Genomic DNA, 18,445 nt, shown 5'->3' on the forward strand with positions numbered 1-18,445 from the left:
AGTCTGATCTAAACGAAATTGGTTATTAAACTCTTAAACTTAACAAATACTCCTTAGGAGATAGCACTGGTATTGCTGATTCTTTAAAATCTTTGCCATTTCTGGTAATTATCAGATTGCAACCTGTAGCTAAGGCACAATAATACTGGAGTGAATTCTCAAAATCTGGAAAATTTGAAGAAAGACCCTTCTCAATAATTTGATTAGTCAAATCCGCAGTTTCTATAATCACTTTGAATTTTCTGATTTTTTCTTTGACCAAATTTCTATTTTCAAATCTTGACAGTAAATAATAAGTTGTAGAAAAAGTCAGTGAAGAAACAACTAATTTTATTTTCCCCTTATCGGCAAGCGTAGTGATTTTTGAAATTGCATCATAAAAAGGATCCCTCTCACCTAATAAATCAACTACTACATTGGTATCAAGAAAAAGTTTCTGAATCATCATTTATATTTTTCTTCCAAATAATCTCTATAAGCCTTTTTTTCATAGAAATCTGCAGGAAGCTTAACACCTGTTCTCAGACTTTTTACAAAGGGGGAAATCTCGATACCATCTTCCGATTTAGTTTCATCTTTATCAATCAAAACTTTTAAATATGACTCAACCAAATTGGACAAACTCCTTTGATGGGAAGAAGCATATTCTTTTGCTTTTTCAATTACATCTTTATCTAATTTCAGCGTTAATTTAGTATCCATGACAATCAATATTACTGTACGTACAATTATAAAATATTAGTACGTCAATTACAAGCTATTTGTTTTGACTCACTGAAGTTTAAATCAGGTTAAAGTTTTAAAGACCAAATCATACATTGAGCGTATTATGTCTTTTAAGGCTAAGAGTTTACCTTACCCTTATGGTTGTGTCTTTCCCATCCAAACTATACTTCGGAGTTCCGCCTTTTTGAGTAGCCACAAATGCACCTAGCTTACAAGCGAAGTCTAAGATATCTTTTGGAGGCTTGCCGTCTAGGTACATCTTCACAAACCCACTCAGAAAAGCATCACCTGCACCTACGGTATCTCGCACTTGCACGCTGTAGCCTGGGTGTCGGGTGAATTTGCCATGCTGATAGAGCATGGCTCCTTTACTACCCAATGTGATACAGATTGCTTCAATAGGATACTCCTCCACCAAAAATTCACAAAGCTGCCCAGCGATATCTCCTGTCTTTTTCAACTCAAAGAATGCTGCCAAAATTTCTAATTCATCCTCGTTGATCTTCAAAATATCTGTATATCCTAGCAAGCTATCAATCTTGTAGAAATCTACGTATGGCTCACGCATGTTGACATCGAATATTGTCAAGAGCGGTTGATGTACCAGGTGATAGAGTGTTTGCCAAGATTGCTCATTCCTCACGGCTAGACTTCCGAAAACCAAGGCATCCGCATTAGCAACCATTTCTTGATTTTCTGTGGTCAAACTGATAAAATCCCAAGCTGCTGGCTCAAGGATGTCATATTGGATATTTTCCTTATCAGCTTGATCAATGATGACTTTGCCAGTAGGCTGACTCTCATCCTCCTGAATAGAAGTAATTGACAATCCATACCCTTTGACAAAGTCAAGGAGTTTTTGCCCATCCTCGTCTTTCCCCACACGGGAAATCATCGTCACATCCACTCCCAACTGTTGCAAATTGAGCGCTACATTCATCGGTGCACCACCAGCCACTGCGCCATCGGGAAATACATCCCAAAGCATTTCTCCAAAACAAATTACTTTTTTAGCCATGATCTTTCAATAAGTCTCTCTGAATCTCTTCCAATGATCTGCCCTTCGTCTCCGGCATTCTAAATATGACCCAGAGCAACTGGAACAGCATCATCAATGCAAAAAAAGCAAAAATATTTCCCGCTCCATACTGATTGGCAAATAATGGAAAAACATTGGCTATCACCGCCGCTAAGATCCAATGGGTAAATGACCCCAAGGACTGCCCGTAAGCTCGGAGTTCGTTAGGAAAGATCTCAGAGATAAACACCCATATCACTGAACCTTGACCTATGGCATGTGCAGCAATAAAAACAAATACAAAATAAGGCAACCAACTGCTATCTATCGCACCTCCAAAATAACTATAAGCCATCAACGAAAGTGAAATCAAATAACCTATAGAACCGATATACATCAACATCTTCCTTCCCAACTTATCGATCAAATACAATCCCATCATCGTCGCAAAAAGATTGATCGCACCGATTCCAATGGTAGAAATCAAGGCATCCTCTGTAGCAATCCCGGCAGATTCAAATATCCTTGGTGCAAAATAGATGATGGCATTTATCCCAGAGAGTTGGTTGAAAAAAGCCATCAAAACTGCCATCAGGCTGATTTTTCTAAACTTCGACCCAAAAAGCATTTTCAAACTTGCCTTTTCTCTGATCACCTTACTCTCTGCTATCGCCAAGGCGATGGCTTCATCTACTCCTTCTGGATCGGTCTTAGTCAAGATCACCCTAGCTCCCTCAAAATCCTTGTATTTGGCAATTAGCCACCTTGGACTTTTGGGTACCCTCACGATCAAAAGACAATAAATCAATGCAGGCAAGGCCTCCACACCCAGCATCCACCTCCAAGCATTGACTAGATCAGCCGTTCCGATCAGGTAATTAGAAAAATAAGCCATTAAGATCCCAAAGACGATATTGAACTGGTAAAGTGCTACAAGCTGTCCCCTCCTTCCCGCAGGTGCAATCTCAGAAATGTAAAGTGGAGCCACTACTGAAGACGCTCCTACACCTAACCCACCCAGAAATCTAAAAAACATAAAGCTATTAACCTCTGGCGCTAGTGCTGAACCCAAGGCTGAACCCAAATAAAGCAAACCAATCAGTAAGAGTGATTTTTTCCTTCCCAAGCGATCTGCTGGAATCCCACCAAATAATGCTCCTATCACTGTACCATAGAGTGCTATAGCTACTGCCAAACCATGTTTCAAGTCGGATAATTGCCATAGCGTCTGAATATCCCGCTCCGCTCCTGAGATCACTGCGGTATCAAAACCAAACAAAAACCCGCCAAGCGCTGCGGTAATAGATAGAAAAAGCACGTAGTTTTTACTTTGCATATTTTGGGGATTAGTTGATTTGGTTGATTGAGTTATTAGGTTATTAGGGATTGGGTTATTAGGGATTAGTTGATTGAGTTATTGGGTAATTAGGGATTGGTTGATTGAATTATTGGGTTATTGAGTGTTTTTATGTTGGATGTTTAAAATAGTAAGCATGTGTATTATTAAAAGTTAATTTCCCCATATGGATTTGAGGTGGTGAATTTTAACTTTTGAATCCATCCCCTTTAGGCTTAGCGCTGTATAAGCTGATTTTGGAAAGATCAGTTCTGTAATCACAGACTCACCATCATTGATGAAAATCTCAATGGAGGATCTGTCAAGAAAAACACGAATATCTTTCACATCAATACCAAAAAGCGGAATCCTATGTAAAGCAGGGAATTGATCTGAAAAATCAACTAACCCTGATTGACTCCTATTGAAGCTGATTTCATCTCCTAATTTTTTAATCAGAAGCTTATCCCCTTCATCATTGGAAAACACCATTTCGAAATCATCACCCAGAGAGGCTAATTCTAATTCTAATAGATCAGAATCTAGATTGATCGATTCTCCTGACACTACCATAGACTTGTTCCTCAACTTCTTGAGCTCTGCTATAGGCTTTGAAGCAAGATTGAAGTCATTTCCTAATTTGATAAGTTCCAATGACCTTGGTAAGGTCATCGCTGATCTCCATGTCTCCGTTGGGACTTCTTGCGCATAGAGCCAATTACTCATCCAGCCTATGAAAAGCCTTCTTCCATCTTCCTCAGGAATATCAGACCAAGTCACACCAGCATAATTATCCGCACCATAATCAATCCATTTGATTGCTGTAGTTTCACTTTTGAATACTTCTCCATCAAAGTCCCCTACAAAATATTGCGTAGCGGATCCTCCATTAGGCCCACCAGGATTGATGCTTACCAAAAGCACCCATTTTTCCTCTCCCTCTACAGTCTTCAATGGAAACAAGTCTGGGCATTCCCACACGCCCCCGTAGGCTGCCCAAGTAGGGTTGAAGTCACTTTGATAAATCCAGTCTATCAAATTTGGAGAAGTATAAAAACTAATTTTGTCTTTCACAGCCAGAGACATGACCCACCTGCTACTCTCTTCATGCCACATCACCTTCGGATCTCTGAAGTCCATGATCTCAGGATTAGGCAAAACTGGATTAGCTTCGTATTTTTCCCAAGTGCGTCCCTTATCCAGACTGAATGCTATGCCCTGTGTTTGAAAGTCATTTTTACCAGCTTTTTCCCCCTCTGCGTCATGATAAGTAAAAATCGCCACCAAAGGAGGGTTATCCACCGTTCCTAGACCTGAGGAGTTTTGGTGATCAACTACAGCAGAGCCCGAAAAAATGGTACCATGCTCATCTGGAAAAAGCGCTATGGGAAAATGCTCCCATGAAACCAAATCCTCCGAAATCGCATGCCCCCAATGCATCGGACCCCAAGTATTGCCATCAGGATGATACTGATAGAAAAGGTGATACTCTCCATCATGATACACCATCCCATTTGGATCATTCATCCAGTTGCTTGGTGGGGTAAAATGAAATTGAGGTCTATGTTTTTCATTAAATTGCTCTTCAACTTCAGAAAGGTTATCAACCTGTGGTTGGCAAGCGATCGAGGCTAGTATAGCAAAAGTAATTGCTAAGGCATTTCTCAAATTCTTCATTCACGATGTTTATTTAGCACATTATATTACAACAAAAAACCTGCTATCACAAAAAATTCACTCCTTTACAAAATTGCCTGCATTAGCGGTGCTCAAAAATGCTTACTTTCGAGTGAGAAATTACCTTTAAAACCAACTCTATGACTTACCTCCAGCAGATCACCTCTCCCACACTTCTAATAGATGAAAAAATCTGTAGGGATAATATAGCAAGAATGGCAACTAAGGCCAAGAACAATAGCATGAAGCTAGTCCCTCACTTCAAAACTGGACAATCCAAAGCTATCGGCAAATGGGCCAAAGACTATAACGTACCAGAAATCACTGTATCTTCTATCAAGATGGCTGAGTACTTCTGTGGAGATGGCTGGGAGACCATTCACATCGCTTTTCCATTCAACCCACTTGAAATCAAAAAGCTCAATGAGCTCAGTCAAAATCAAAAGATCTCTGTTCAACTGGTAAATAGTGAAGTAGCTAAAATGTTGGCTAATCAGCTACGCAGTCCAGTGGGCTTCTTTATAGAAATCGATGCTGGTTACGGCCGTACAGGTGTCGCTGTCAGTGATTTTGGGAAAATTGAAGAAATCCTCCGAATCAGTCAGACATCAGATTATTTGCAATTTAGAGGTTTTTATATTCATGCTGGTCATAGCTATTACGCCAAAGATGTAGCTGCCATTCACGAGCAAAATATAGCTGCACTCAACATGCTCAAAAACAAATACCGCACTGAATTCCCTGACTTGGTCACCCGCACAGGGGATACACCGACTTGCTCCATGATGGATGATTTTGGGGGAATAGATGAAATGGGGCCAGGCAACTTTGTGTTCTATGACCTCACGCAAGCAGGTATAGGCAGTTGTACCAAGGCAGATATCGCCGTGGCACTCGCAGTGCCTGTGGTCGATATCAATCCCGAGAAAAAAACCATTTTGATACACGGTGGTGGCGTGCATTTGGCTAAGGATGTATTGTTTGAGCCGAATGGAGAGAAGAATTTTGGTGAAGTGGTGTTTTTAAGCGATGAAGGCTGGGAAATTCCTAAATCAAGATCATTTGTCAAAAGCATCTCCCAAGAACACGGCATCATCCAAGCCTCTGAAGAACTCCTACAAAAAGCACAGGTAGGAGGCCTACTAGGTATCCTACCTGTGCATAGCTGCATGACAGCTGACTGTATGAAAGCTTACCTCAGCTTGGATGGTCAATGGATTGATCATACTGAGGGATTTAGCTTTTAATTGATAAAATAGACAATCCCAAGCTTAAACATCATGCTATTTCGACCAAATGCTTGAAACCTCACTTCTGGATTGAACCCAAGTTCGTCTGTGATTTTGAGCATTCCGCCAGCACCTAGATTGAGTGAGTTATGATCAAATCTCCCTATTTCATTGAATTCGAATACTCTTCTATAAAAACCATAACCAGCAGTAACATACCACTGCTTTTCTTTTTCGGTCAAATAGTACCGAGCATTGATATCAAATCCACGTGCATTTCCTGTAGCTGGTGTGAAGAAAGTAAAAGAAGGAACTACTGAGAAATAATTAAATGGAAAATACTCACCTGTAAAATTCAATCCGAAGAAAGGTTTATCATAAGCCATTTCATAAGCATGAATCCCCCTGTATTGTCCTTGATACTGAGCATTTGCAAAATATGAGACAAAAGTCAAACAGATGATTAAAAGATACTTTTTCATGATTTTTGTCAAATTTTAAAATGCAAAATCTCTGGTCAATGGCTTTCTGCTACCTCTGAAATCAATAGTGTACATCACATTCAACCTTATGATATGTCTGTTTCTATATGTTCCTGGTGTGTTGGTTGGTCCATAAGTCCACATATGACCACCAAAGAACATGTAATTATTGTAGGTATACCCTATAGCTGTATAGACCCTGTTTTCTTCAAAAATATTCCAGACTTGCTTGCCTGTTTCGAAGAAAAACTCATTTGATGGAGCGATGAAAAAAGTCTTATTTTCCATTTTAGACTTATTCAAAGGAATATAAGCCGTAATCTTATACCTCCATCTATCGGTGTAATTGAATTCAGCTCCTAAATCATTGTTCCTTTTGAATCTATGTTCAAATCTAAATTGATGCAAAATTTTCACTGAACCAACTCCTTGTGTAAATAACCATTGATGCCAAAAACGAGGCTCTAATACCGAATCAACATACTCAGGATTGCCTCTCTCAGGAGCAAAATTCCATACAAGCGTTGGGCCGAATGTTACTTCAAAATTATCAGTAAACATATACGTCATCCCAAATCGATTGTATATCTGACTCATTCGGCCTACAAAATCAAACCTATTATCAGCACTAGACCTTCTTCTGTAATGGTTTTCTTGATACCACCACCATTTATCATTGAATCGCAATTTCAGATACAAACCATTCCAGTTTTCAGTCGTCGCTGGAAGACCAATTTTCTCTTGAGGAACAGTGATATTTTGAGCCTGAGCAAAAGAAAATACGAAAATTAATACAGGAATTATAAGCAGAGACTTTAATAATTTAACCGACATATTTATTATTCTAATTATTAAAGTTCTAAATCTGATTCAATTTTACTGATAGAAGACCTCCTGTTGAGTCTTCTTTCTAAACTTCTTGTGTCTGCATTTCGCAGATCAGTCATTCTCATAATCAAGGATTCAATCTTTTTGGTCCAAACTTTTACTTGCGTGTAATCCTCTTCTACCTCAATGCTTTCAACATAATGCTCAAACAACCTTTCAGCTGCCTCAAATAATCTGGGTTTAGCCCTTTGATCATATCTTGTGTAAGTAAATGGATTAAATACTTCCTCTTGATAAAACTCGTCTAGAATTTCCCAATTCCTAGATACATTAGAAAGTACTTCATGTTGTCCCTCCATTTCACTCAGAAGATCCAATAACACATTAGCTTCTTCTTTTTTCTCAGAAAAACGATTCGCCTTAGCATATCTTTCATTGATCTTTTCAAAACCTGAACCAAGTACATTAGTTTTTATTGCTCTAATTAAGCCTCGTGTCAATCCATCTAAATCTTCTTGATCAGCATATAACTCCTCTATTGTAGACTTTTTATCTTGTATTCTTTCTTCTAAGGTTTTGAGATCAGCATCTTCCTCAATCCTACTCAACTGACTATCTACATAAGTTTTGAAATTCCTTGTAGTAGCTGCCATTTGACTAATATAATTATCTAAAGAACCATAAAAATCAGCTATAAAATCACCAGTATTATAATCGATTTCCAGTACCTTTTCTTCCTCTTCAAATGAATAATCAACCTCGTCTCTTTCAGTTATAAAGCTCAATCCTCCTTCTACCATGTACTTCACATCATAGAACTGAATATCTTTAGTTCTGAATTTCCCTATTACTTCATTGAACTTCATCAACTTATCATGCTGAAATTCAAAAAATGAATACGCAGAAGATAATGAATCAGATCGTTGTCTATTCAAGCTCAACGCGTTTCTATCTTTATAAGTCTCCACCACTTTTACCAACTCATCATATTTAGCAGGTAGATCTTCAATGATTTTTTGTTGTGACCTACTCAATTCAAATACAAATTTTCTAGTATGTAATGGGTAGTCAATCAATTCCAAATTACTATTTACAAAAGCTGGATCATATCGAAGTATTTTTACCAAAAAATCTGAAATAAAGGAATTTCCAGCCAATTGCGCTTTGTACTCTACTGTGTTGGAAAGAAAGCCATCATTAAATAAAATACCAAAAGTCTGATCTGCAATTCTGAACCCTTGATTTTCCCCTGCATTGACTTTATTTAACTTGGCAATCGTCTCAAAAAACACCACTTCTTCCAATACCTCATCCGAGTTGAGGTCTCTTTTGACGAGACCTAGCAAAAATCCATTTTCATAATTCCTAACTTCACTGATCAATTTGCCATCCTCTTCATAGACAAAGGTCCATTCGCCTGTCATGATTCCATCATCTTTCAACTCACCTCTGATAAAATGGGTATATCTTCCTACAAAAGATTTGAAATTAAATTTGCCTCTGATATTTCCTTCTCTAAACTGGAATTCATCCGCTTGGGCTTTCTTTTTTAAAGAGCCTTCAGAAAACTCATTCTCTTCAAAAACCCATCTTCCATTTGGCACACCTCCCATGTAATTTGCTCTCAATTTGATTTGAGAACTTTTTAAATCTGAAATAAGCTCAAAGTCGACTACATCCTTCAACTCAGCTCGATGATCTTCGTCTAAATATTCCCAAGTTCCTGTTTTTTTTCCTTGTTCGTAAGCACCTGAAATAACCGTCCTCAAAAATCTTGTTTTATTCTCTGGATCTCTCTCTTTTCTAAGAAATGAAAAATCACCCTGCCTAATGACTGAATTTTCTGGCCCTTCTATAAACTGAAAAGTTGCCTCGCCATTGATATTATTAAACTTGTATTCTCCTTTATACTCTTTTTGCGCTAAAGTAGCATCCGGAAAAATTACACAAAAGATTATTACAAAAGCTAGAAATATTTGATTTTTTCGCATACTCTTAATTTGATGTTGGGTGAATTACAGTTGGCGCTGAATTACTTAGCAAGACACAAAATTTCAAAAATCACACCAAAAGTCCAAAATTTTAGTGTTTATTTTAAATTTTACACCAACAACTGGTAATTAAAGCTGATCATCTGGCAAAATTAAATTCCTCACTCTTTATAAATTTTCACAATAGGTTCTGGAACAGCTCACATCAGTAATTAATAATTCTGTTTTTATAAAGTAATAAAACTTCTTTAATGTAACCATCCTATATGAAAATAAGAAAAGCCTGAAATTTCAGGCTTTTACTTTTTATTTCACGTATCCCAGAGTCTTAAGCATACTCTCACTGGTCTGCTCAGGGGCAAATAACCAATGCTTGATGCTACCGTCAGTATCTCTATCGATAATCACATGCTTTGGTGCAGGAATCAGACAATGCTGAATACCACCATATCCCCCAAGTGACTCCTGATATGCTCCCGTGTGGAAGAAGCCAAGGTATTGTTTTTTACCTTCCTTGGGATTTGGCAGGTAGATATTGAACTGATGCGCTTCAGAATTATAATAATCCATGCTATCGCAAGTCAAGCCACCCAAGTTGATATTATGATATTCTTCATCCCAATTATTAATGGCCAGCATGATGTATTTTTGATTCAGTCCCCAGCTATCAGGTAGCTGTGTGATAAAACTACCATCGATCATGTACCAAAGTTCCTTGTCATTTTGTAGCTTTTCGTCAAGGATAGAATAGAGTACTGCCCCACTCTCTCCCACTGTATAGCTGCCAAATTCTGTGAAGATATTGGGTTCGACAGTGTTGTTTTTGGCGCACATCCATTTGATATTTTTGATAATCTGCTCAGCCATGTACTGATAGTCGTAATCAAAAAACACATTGGTCTTGATCGGCCAACCACCACCGATGTCCATGGTGTCTAGGCTCGGTGCGATTTTTTTGAGGTCTACATATTTTTGGATAAATCTCGTCAACTCTGACCAATAATATGCCGTATCCCTGATTCCTGAATTGATAAAAAAGTGTAGCATTTTCAAGCTGACATTTGGATTATCCTTGATTTTTTCTTCGTATAGGCTCAAGATATCATTGTATCGGACACCCAATCTAGATGTATAAAACCCAAACTTCGGCTCTTCATCAGCAGCAATCCTGATTCCCACTTGAAAAGGAACCTTGACATGTTCAAGATAATAGTCAATCTCAGTCAGATTATCCAAAACAGGTACGCAATTGACAAAACCATCATTGAGCAATTCTGTAATGTATTGCTTATACAACTCCCTTTTGAAACCATTGCAGACGATGTAAGTCTGCTTGGTGATCTTGCCTTGCTCGTACAGACTCCTCACCAATGGAATATCAAAAGTGGAAGAGGTCTCAATGTGAATGTCATTTTTCAATGCCTCATCCAAGACAAAACTGAAGTGTGAAGATTTGGTACAATAGCAATAAGTATACTTGCCCTTATAATCATGCTTCTCTATCGCATTGCCAAAGAATGTCTTGGCGTTCTGAATATTCTCTGAAATCTTAGGTAGATAACTCAGCTTCAGTGGTGTTCCATAAGTTTCAATGATTTCCATCAAATTGACACCATTGAAATGTAGCTCGTTGTTTTCTACTGTAAACTCTTTGGTAGGAAAGTCAAAAGTCTGTTGGATAAGATCAATGTATTTGTTCATTCGCTAGATCAGGTTTGGATAAAATTGAGGCTACAAAATTTGTTTATATTATTCGGAATTCATAATAAACAAAGGGAAAATCCCAATGGAACTTCCCCTTCATAACTTCTATTACCCATTATGGTTTACCTCTATTCAACCAAACAATTCACTTTTCAATAGCGACTGTTCTATTTCAAACGCTCTTTTATTCTCGATCAGTTTTGAGAGGACAGCCTTGAATTTTAATTCCTGATCAAGCTGCCGTTCTAAATATTCCATATGAGCAGAGACCTTGGACTCATTAGCTTTGTAGTATTTCAGTGAAAACAATTGTCTCTCTGCCGAATATTCAAGTATAGCTCCTGCTGTATTGCCCAAGCTGATCAATCCTCTCAACAAGCCTTTGAAACCTTCAAATTGCTCAGACAGCTGAAAATAGACTACTCTAAATGATTTTCTTGCCTCGGGATAATTTGGAAAGTCAAACCTCCCAACATCTTGGATCTCAAAAAATCTGCACATCTCCATTTGCTCCAATACAAGCTGATTTACTTTTTGAACTGTGGAGGACTTTTGGATCTGAAACTCCGTCGTGGATCGCTGTGAAGATTGTGCTACTGACATGATTTTGAAATTTTGATACACTTCATGAATAAATAATGCTTCAAATGTAAAGTGAAAAATTCTATTATCCTAATTACCCTATAAATTTTATAGGGTTTATTTTTTTTAATGACCCCATCTTGCAACAATTTGTGAAAATACGCCCCATTTCCGCACCAAAAAACAGGCAAAAACAGCTAAAACTGGCTTGGTACAGTCTTCGATTTAAGAAAAGTGGATTTCACTTTATATCCAAATTATAAACTAAGAAAGAGATGAATTCAAATAATTCGAAACTTATATGAAGATCATAAAGTGAAGCCAAAATTGATCTTAACTATCCTAAATCTAAACTTAAAATTTCAAGAAATGAAAAATTTGATATACCATACATTATCGATTTCATTCTTTTGCCTATTCCTACTTCCCGCTTTATCTATTGCTCAAGGAGTCACCACAGGCAGTATGAGCGGCTTGGTCAAAGACGACCTCGGAGAACCTTTGCCAGGTGCTACCATTCAAGCCATTCACACCCCCTCAGGTACCCAATACAATATGGTCACGCAGCAGAATGGTAGATACACCATCTCAGGTATGAGAACAGGAGGCCCCTATGAAGTGACCGTTTCTTTTATCGGATTTGAACCTAGGGTATTCAAAAATATTTCACTTAGACTAGGTCAGCGCTATGTGCTCAATGTGGATATGGATGAGGAGGGAATCGAACTTGAAGGAGTACTTATAGAAGGAAGAAAAGACCCTCTACTCAATGATGAAAAAACAGGGGCTTCCACCACAATTAACCGTGAGGCTATTACCACTATGCCAACACTGAGCAGAAGCGTACAAGATTTCACGAGACTTACACCCCAATCGTCAGGGGAATCTTTTGCAGGACAAGATCCTAAAGCCATCAATTTTTCTTTAGATGGCAGTGTATTCAATAACTCTTTTGGTCTGACAGGCTCCATCCCTGGCGCTCCTACAGAATCTACACCGATTTCCTTAGAAGCTATTGAAGAAATACAAGTCAATATTGCACCTTATGATGTCACCCAAGGAGGGTTCACAGGCGCAGCTATCAATGCCATCACACGCTCTGGAGACAACGAATTTAGGGGCTCGGCATTCATCAACAACAGAAATCAAAGACTTGTAGGAACCAATGCCAGAGGCTCAGAAGTCGTCACAGAGGATTTCAATGTTCAGCAATATGGATTTAGATTGGGAGGACCAATTATCAAAAACAAGCTATTCTTTTTCGTAAGCGGTGAATCAGAAAGGCGAAGTGATCCAAATTCACCATTTGTAGCGGCAGCACCCGGTAGGACAGGCGCTAATGTCACTAGAGTCCAACAATCGGATATGGATCAAATGAGAGGATTTCTGATAGATAATTTTGGATATGATCCGGGAGCTTATGAAGACTATAACCTCCCTACGATTTCTGATAAGTTTTTGCTCAAATTAGATTACAATATCAACGACAATCACAAACTGAGTGCTAGATTCAATACACTGCTCTCTTCAAGAGATCGTCCAGTAGCTCGTACGTCCTTAGGTTTTGGTGGTAGAAATCAGAATCTTTTTTCGCTCAATTTCCAAAACTCCAATTACCTGCTCAATGACGATATTTATTCTGGAATCGTGGAATTGCAATCAAACTTTGGAGGAAAGTTTTCCAATGAATTAAGGTTTGGACTGACTTCTAATCGAAACTCAAGAACTTGGGGAGGCGGAGATTTCCCTATGGTAGACATCTTAGAAGGTGGAAGAAATTACATGTCATTTGGTACAGATTTGTTATCTCCTAATAGAGGCCTAGACTCTGACACTTGGCAGTTTCAAAACAATTTTACTGCATATCTGAATAATCATACCATCACAGCAGGTGTCAATTTTGAATATTTTAATTTCAGATACACATTCACTCCTACCTATTTTGGACACTATGTATACAACTCCCTAGATGACTTCTACAGGGATGTTGCAGGCGAGGAGGTTGAACTCAGGAGATTTCAGAGACAATTTTCCGCACTACCCGATGGAAGTGTCCCCACTGCTGTCACCCAAGCCTATATAGCAAGTGCTTATGTTCAGGATGAAATTAACGTTACTGACAATTTGAAAGTGACCTTGGGTCTGCGATTGGATGTGCCTTTTTATGGTCAGACTGCGGAGCGAAATCTTCAAGTTGAAAATCTCAACTTCCAAAAACCCAATGGAGAACCAATCAGCATTAGGACAGACAGGCTTCCTGAGCCACAATTCATGTGGAGTCCGAGATTTGGATTCAATTGGGATGTCCTTGGAGATAGAAGCTTTCAGGTGAGAGGTGGATCAGGTTTATTTTCTGGTCGACCTATCTATGTGAATATCTCTAATATGGTCAATACCAATGGCGTTCTACAAGGACAAATCCGTGAAGACAATACCACCAACTTTCCTTTCAATCCTGATGTGAATGCGTACATCCCTAGCAATGGAGGAGCTCCTGAAACCTATGATCTTGCTTATATTGATCCTGGGTTCAGAAATCCTCAGGTTTGGCGAACAAACATTGGGATTGACAAGGAACTCTTTGGTGGCATCATCGGTACCTTCGAAGGCATTTACTCACAACAGGTCAGTGATTTGCTTTTTTATGATTCCAATCTAAGACCATCTTCCAGAAATCTTGCAGGCCCTGACAATAGACCTCTTTATGGCTTTGGAGATGAAGAAAACCGATTAAATCAAAACATCACCAATGCAGTGGTTCTTGACAACACAAACCAAGGTTATGCATACAGCTTGACATTTCAACTTCAAAAAAACTTCTATAATGGGCTTCATGCCATGGCAGCATATAACTATGCAGTTGCCAAAAACATGGTGGATGGCAATACACAACACTTTCTATCCTATGAAAATATCGCTGCTGTGAGAGGAAGCAATTACCCAGACTTAGGATTCTCACTAGATGACCAGCGTCATAGATTAATCAGTTCTATGGGATACAGAAAAGAATACAAAGACAAGTTTGCTAGTTCTATTTCGATCTTTTATGAATTGAGAAACCAAGGTGTTGCATCCTATGTGTACAATACTGATATCAATGGGGATTTGATTGTGGGTAATGACCTGTTATTTGTTCCAACAGCGAGTCAATTAGCAGAAATGCAATTCGAACCATTGACGATCAATGGGTCTACATTCAGCGCAAGCGACCAGAGAGCTGCATTCAATCAATTCATTGAGCAAGACCCTCATTTGAGTACGCGAAGAGGAATGTATGCAGTCAGAAATGGGGTTCAGTTTCCTGTTGTAGGAAGATTAGACCTTTCATTTATGCAGGAGTTCTTTGTCAATATCAATGGCAAAAGAAACACCTTACAAGTTAGAGCTGATATCTTTAATTTCACCAATATGATCAATAACAATTGGGGAGTTGGGCAAATCATTACCAATGAAACACCAATAGGAATCGTAAATATTGACCCTGTTACGAATGTACCTACATACCAATTAAACCCTTCTAGTCAAACCTTAGAATTAGAAAGCTTTACTCGGACTGCAAACATCGGTGATGTATGGCAGATGCAACTAGGACTACGATACATCTTCAATTGATAACCGTGTATGACAATGCAGTAAACCCTTTATAATTAGTGATTTGCTCTAAGTAGAGGTCATAGTTATATTTTTATTTATAACTTATAGTTGGCGCTATTCGACCCCTACATTTTTTTCTTTCTTTGTTTTGATTTTCTCTTCAAACCTACCTTCTACTGCCAAAAATCAAGTTTGAATTTACTTTTCATCCTAGTTCAAAAATGATAATCTTGCCAATTTTGACTACTTTTGCCGAGCTCAAGCAAGAGCTTTCAGAATACAGACCCATTATTATCAATTACCCTTTTATGAGAAAAATCAAATTAGTAGAAGTTCGCTCTGAGATCGCGGCAGGAACCAGGGGTGCCAGCCTAGGCATTGATGCGCTTAAAATTGCGAGTTTGGATAAGAAGTCTAATTTTTTCACCAAGTTTGATCCTATCAATGTCCCTGATGCCAATAATTACCTTTGGAAAGGTAATAAGCATCCACACGCCAAATACATTGATGGCGTATATCAGGTTCTGAAAAATGTCTACAGTACAGTAGAATCTCTAAGATTAGAAAAAAAATTTCCAATCGTATTAGCGGGAGACCATTCCACCGCAGCAGGTACGATCATGGGGATCAAATCAGCCAACCCTGATAAAAAACTTGGTGTGATTTGGATAGATGCTCATGCTGATTTACACACACCTTATACCACACCTTCTGGCAATATGCATGGAATGCCCCTAGCGATGTGTATCCATACTGATAATCTGGATTGTCAAGTCAATGAACCTGCAGAAGACACTTTACAATACTGGGAAAAAATCAAAAATATAGGAGGCGAACACCCAAAAATCAATCCAGAGGATATCGTATTTATATCAGTAAGAGATACTGAGGAACCAGAAGATCATTTGATCAATAAATACGGCATCAGGAATTTCACTACCGAAGAAGTGAGAGAAAAAGGCGTAGCAAATATTGCACAACAAGCATTAGAGGTATTGAAAGATTGTGATCAAATATATATCTCCTTCGACGTAGACAGCATGGACAGCTCTATATCTGTGGGTACAGGCACCCCTGTTCCAAATGGACTGACTGTGGAGGAAGCTATTCAACTCAATGCAGAATTGATCAAAGACAAGAGGGTATGCTGCTGGGAGATCGTCGAAGTAAATCCAACCCTAGATACAGAAAATCTAATGGCCGAAAACGCCTTCGAAGTCCTAGAAGCCACCACCACATCACTGGTTGAAAACTTCTAAGATATTTAAAAAAACCGCAGTTCAATATTGATTTAAAATGTTAAACCGCCGTGAATCACAAAGAATACGCACAGAATCGTCTCCGAGAACCCTTGCGCCCTCTGTGGTTAAAAAAATAATATACCGCGGTTAATGTTGAAAAAATAAAAAACCGCAGTGAAACGCAGAGATCACGCAGAGATAATATTCCGTGAATCCATGCGCTCTCTGTGGTTAAAAATGTAAAATAAAATGTACTTAGAACAACAGATTATTTCAGCGATCCAACAAGGTTTCAAAGTGCTCTTTGATCATGAAGTAGGTATAGAAGACCTAGGACTTCAGCCTACGCGAAAAGAGTTTGAAGGAACCTATACTTTTGTCATGTTTCCTTTCTTGAAAGTGACCAAAATGGCTCCTGAGGCTAGTGGTTCCAAACTGGGCGAATATTTGGTAGCGCAATCCGATGTTGTAACGGGCTTCAACGTGGTCAAAGGCTTTCTTAATCTTTCAGTCAGCGAGACATCCTGGATAGGAATATTCGAAAAGCTTTATAGCAATCCATCCCTAGGTCAACTCCCTTCCAATGGCCAAAAGGTAATGGTGGAGTACTCCTCACCAAATACCAACAAACCCCTCCACCTTGGGCACTTGAGAAATAATTTCCTAGGCTTTTCTGTATCAGAGATCCTCAAAGCCAATGGCTATGAAGTGACCAAAGCTAACCTAGTCAATGATCGGGGTATACATATCTGTAAATCCATGGTGGCATACCAACACTTTGGAAATGGTGAGACACCTACATCCTCCGGACTCAAAGGAGATCACTTGGCAGGCAAATATTATGTGATTTTTGACAAAGAATACAAAAAGCAGATTGCTGAACTTGTTGACCAAGGTCTATCAGAAGAAGATGCTAAAAAACAGGCACCTCTATTGGTAGAAGCTCAAGATATGCTTCGCAAATGGGAAGCAAATGACACTGAAGTAGTGGCACTTTGGAAGCAAATGAATGAATGGGTTTATGCAGGATTTGACGCCACTTACAAAAAGATGGGCGTGGACTTCGACAAGTTTTACTTTGAATCAGATACCTACCTATTAGGAAAAGACATTGTAGAAGAAGGCTTATCCAAAGGAGTGTTTTTCAAAAAAGAAAACGGATCGGTATGGGTTGATCTGAGTGCAGAAGGCTTGGACGAAAAACTCGTCCTAAGGGGAGATGGTACATCTGTTTACATTACCCAAGACATGGGTACCTGCGATCTGAAATTCAATGATTTTGGATTTGATAAGTCAATCTATGTAGTAGGAAATGAGCAAGATTATCATTTCGATGTCCTATTCAAAATCATGCGCAAACTTGGACGACCTTACGATGATGGTCTTTACCATCTCTCCTACGGTATGGTAGACCTACCTACTGGTAAGATGAAATCTCGTGAAGGTACTGTAGTAGATGCAGATGACTTGATGAGTGAAATGATCGAGACCGCAGAAACACACACCAAGGAACTAGGTAAAATCGAAGGTTTTTCCACTGAAGAGGCAAATGCACTTTATGAAACACTTGGTTTGGGTGCTTTGAAGTATTTCCTTCTTAAGGTAGATCCAAAAAAACGCATGCTATTCAATCCAAAGGAATCCATTGAATTTCAAGGCAACACAGGCCCATTTATTCAATATTCCCATGCAAGGATCGCATCTATCTTAAGAAAAGCAGAGCAAATTGGCGTGGATTACCAGCATGGGTTTGCAGGTATAGACCATTTGGAAGATGCTGAAAGGGATCTGATAATCATTCTCAATGATTTTGAGAAGAAAATCAGACAAGCAGGAGATGAATTCTCCCCAGCGCTACTTGCTCAATATCTCTTTGACCTAGCCAAAGAATACAACCGATTCTACGCAGATCTTTCGATCTTCAATGAATCTGACAATAAGGTTCAAGCCTTCAGAGTGGCACTATCATCGCTCACAGCGAAAACAATCAAGTCAGGAATGAAGTTATTGGGTATAAATGTCCCAGATAGAATGTAA

The 18,445-nt window shown here is 38.8% G+C and carries 14 protein-coding genes; 4 read left to right on the plus strand and 10 right to left on the minus strand.

Annotated features, from left to right (window positions below; translation table 11 throughout):
- Positions 1-25: 25 nt before the first annotated feature.
- The 5 genes from BW935_RS14090 to BW935_RS14110 form a co-directional block, all read right to left on the minus strand.
- On the minus strand, positions 26-448 hold the full coding sequence (locus BW935_RS14090; RefSeq protein ID WP_245802708.1) for a type II toxin-antitoxin system VapC family toxin: 423 nt from the start codon (positions 446-448) through the stop codon (positions 26-28).
- Positions 445-702, minus strand: coding sequence for a DUF6364 family protein (locus tag BW935_RS14095; protein ID WP_076502431.1), 258 nt, complete (start codon positions 700-702; stop codon positions 445-447). Before BW935_RS14095 ends, BW935_RS14090 begins: the two co-directional genes overlap by 4 nt.
- Before the next feature lie 148 nt (positions 703-850).
- The gene (locus BW935_RS14100; protein WP_076502432.1) at positions 851-1,744 is read right to left on the minus strand and encodes a carbohydrate kinase family protein; all 894 of its coding nucleotides are present in this window, start codon (positions 1,742-1,744) and stop codon (positions 851-853) included.
- Complete coding sequence (locus BW935_RS14105) at positions 1,737-3,080, minus strand: sugar porter family MFS transporter (RefSeq protein WP_076502433.1); 1,344 nt, start codon at positions 3,078-3,080, stop codon at positions 1,737-1,739. Before BW935_RS14105 ends, BW935_RS14100 begins: the two co-directional genes overlap by 8 nt.
- Positions 3,081-3,254: 174 nt before the next feature.
- A complete protein-coding gene (locus tag BW935_RS14110) occupies positions 3,255-4,757 on the minus strand; it encodes a glycoside hydrolase family 32 protein (RefSeq protein ID WP_076502434.1) in 1,503 nt (500 codons plus the stop codon).
- 140 nt (positions 4,758-4,897) lie between these two features.
- On the opposite strand from BW935_RS14110, the gene BW935_RS14115 reads away from it, so the two are divergent.
- The gene (locus BW935_RS14115) at positions 4,898-6,004 is read left to right on the plus strand and encodes an alanine racemase (RefSeq protein ID WP_076502435.1); all 1,107 of its coding nucleotides are present in this window, start codon (positions 4,898-4,900) and stop codon (positions 6,002-6,004) included.
- Here the strand turns inward: BW935_RS14115 and BW935_RS14120 are convergent.
- The 5 genes from BW935_RS14120 to BW935_RS14140 form a co-directional block, all read right to left on the minus strand.
- Positions 6,001-6,468 carry a hypothetical protein gene (locus tag BW935_RS14120; protein WP_076502436.1) on the minus strand — a complete coding sequence of 156 codons (468 nt, stop codon included), beginning with the start codon at positions 6,466-6,468 and terminating at the stop codon, positions 6,001-6,003. The genes BW935_RS14115 and BW935_RS14120 overlap by 4 nt on opposite strands.
- 15 nt (positions 6,469-6,483) lie before the next feature.
- Complete coding sequence (locus tag BW935_RS14125; RefSeq protein WP_076502437.1) at positions 6,484-7,302, minus strand: DUF2490 domain-containing protein; 819 nt, start codon at positions 7,300-7,302, stop codon at positions 6,484-6,486.
- Positions 7,303-7,319: 17 nt separating this feature from the next.
- The gene (locus tag BW935_RS14130) at positions 7,320-9,287 is read right to left on the minus strand and encodes a hypothetical protein (protein ID WP_076502438.1); all 1,968 of its coding nucleotides are present in this window, start codon (positions 9,285-9,287) and stop codon (positions 7,320-7,322) included.
- Between the two features lie 306 nt (positions 9,288-9,593).
- Positions 9,594-10,988, minus strand: a complete 1,395-nt coding sequence (locus BW935_RS14135) for an arginine decarboxylase (protein WP_076502439.1) — start codon at positions 10,986-10,988, stop codon at positions 9,594-9,596.
- 135 nt (positions 10,989-11,123) lie between these two features.
- Positions 11,124-11,594, minus strand: coding sequence for a hypothetical protein (locus BW935_RS14140; protein ID WP_139325553.1), 471 nt, complete (start codon positions 11,592-11,594; stop codon positions 11,124-11,126).
- A 348-nt stretch (positions 11,595-11,942) separates the two neighbouring features.
- Here BW935_RS14140 and BW935_RS14145 point away from each other — a divergent pair, with 348 nt between their 5' ends.
- The 3 genes from BW935_RS14145 (at position 11,943) to argS (ending at position 18,445) form a co-directional block, all read left to right on the plus strand.
- Complete coding sequence (locus BW935_RS14145) at positions 11,943-15,185, plus strand: TonB-dependent receptor (RefSeq protein ID WP_076502441.1); 3,243 nt, start codon at positions 11,943-11,945, stop codon at positions 15,183-15,185.
- Between the two features lie 290 nt (positions 15,186-15,475).
- The gene (gene rocF, locus BW935_RS14150) at positions 15,476-16,426 is read left to right on the plus strand and encodes an arginase (RefSeq protein WP_076502511.1); all 951 of its coding nucleotides are present in this window, start codon (positions 15,476-15,478) and stop codon (positions 16,424-16,426) included.
- Between the two features lie 231 nt (positions 16,427-16,657).
- Positions 16,658-18,445: an arginine--tRNA ligase gene (gene argS, locus BW935_RS14155; RefSeq protein ID WP_076502442.1), complete on the plus strand. Its 1,788-nt coding sequence runs from the start codon at positions 16,658-16,660 to the stop codon at positions 18,443-18,445.

Source organism: Belliella pelovolcani (genome assembly GCF_900156785.1).
In the GTDB taxonomy this organism is placed as follows: domain Bacteria; phylum Bacteroidota; class Bacteroidia; order Cytophagales; family Cyclobacteriaceae; genus Belliella; species Belliella pelovolcani.

Bases quoted from the DNA above. Each gene is read 5' to 3' on its own strand.
- BW935_RS14145 (WP_076502441.1), top strand. From the start codon at position 11,943: ATGAAAAATTTGATATACCATACATTATCGATTTCATTCTTTTGCCTA.
- BW935_RS14110 (WP_076502434.1), bottom strand. From the start codon at position 4,757: ATGAAGAATTTGAGAAATGCCTTAGCAATTACTTTTGCTATACTAGCC.
- argS (WP_076502442.1), top strand. From the start codon at position 16,658: ATGTACTTAGAACAACAGATTATTTCAGCGATCCAACAAGGTTTCAAA.
- BW935_RS14100 (WP_076502432.1), bottom strand. From the start codon at position 1,744: ATGGCTAAAAAAGTAATTTGTTTTGGAGAAATGCTTTGGGATGTATTT.
- BW935_RS14140 (WP_139325553.1), bottom strand. From the start codon at position 11,594: ATGTCAGTAGCACAATCTTCACAGCGATCCACGACGGAGTTTCAGATC.
- BW935_RS14130 (WP_076502438.1), bottom strand. From the start codon at position 9,287: ATGCGAAAAAATCAAATATTTCTAGCTTTTGTAATAATCTTTTGTGTA.
- rocF (WP_076502511.1), top strand. From the start codon at position 15,476: ATGAGAAAAATCAAATTAGTAGAAGTTCGCTCTGAGATCGCGGCAGGA.
- BW935_RS14095 (WP_076502431.1), bottom strand. From the start codon at position 702: ATGGATACTAAATTAACGCTGAAATTAGATAAAGATGTAATTGAAAAA.
- BW935_RS14115 (WP_076502435.1), top strand. From the start codon at position 4,898: ATGACTTACCTCCAGCAGATCACCTCTCCCACACTTCTAATAGATGAA.
- BW935_RS14105 (WP_076502433.1), bottom strand. From the start codon at position 3,080: ATGCAAAGTAAAAACTACGTGCTTTTTCTATCTATTACCGCAGCGCTT.
- BW935_RS14125 (WP_076502437.1), bottom strand. From the start codon at position 7,302: ATGTCGGTTAAATTATTAAAGTCTCTGCTTATAATTCCTGTATTAATT.
- BW935_RS14120 (WP_076502436.1), bottom strand. From the start codon at position 6,468: ATGAAAAAGTATCTTTTAATCATCTGTTTGACTTTTGTCTCATATTTT.
- BW935_RS14090 (WP_245802708.1), bottom strand. From the start codon at position 448: ATGATGATTCAGAAACTTTTTCTTGATACCAATGTAGTAGTTGATTTA.
- BW935_RS14135 (WP_076502439.1), bottom strand. From the start codon at position 10,988: ATGAACAAATACATTGATCTTATCCAACAGACTTTTGACTTTCCTACC.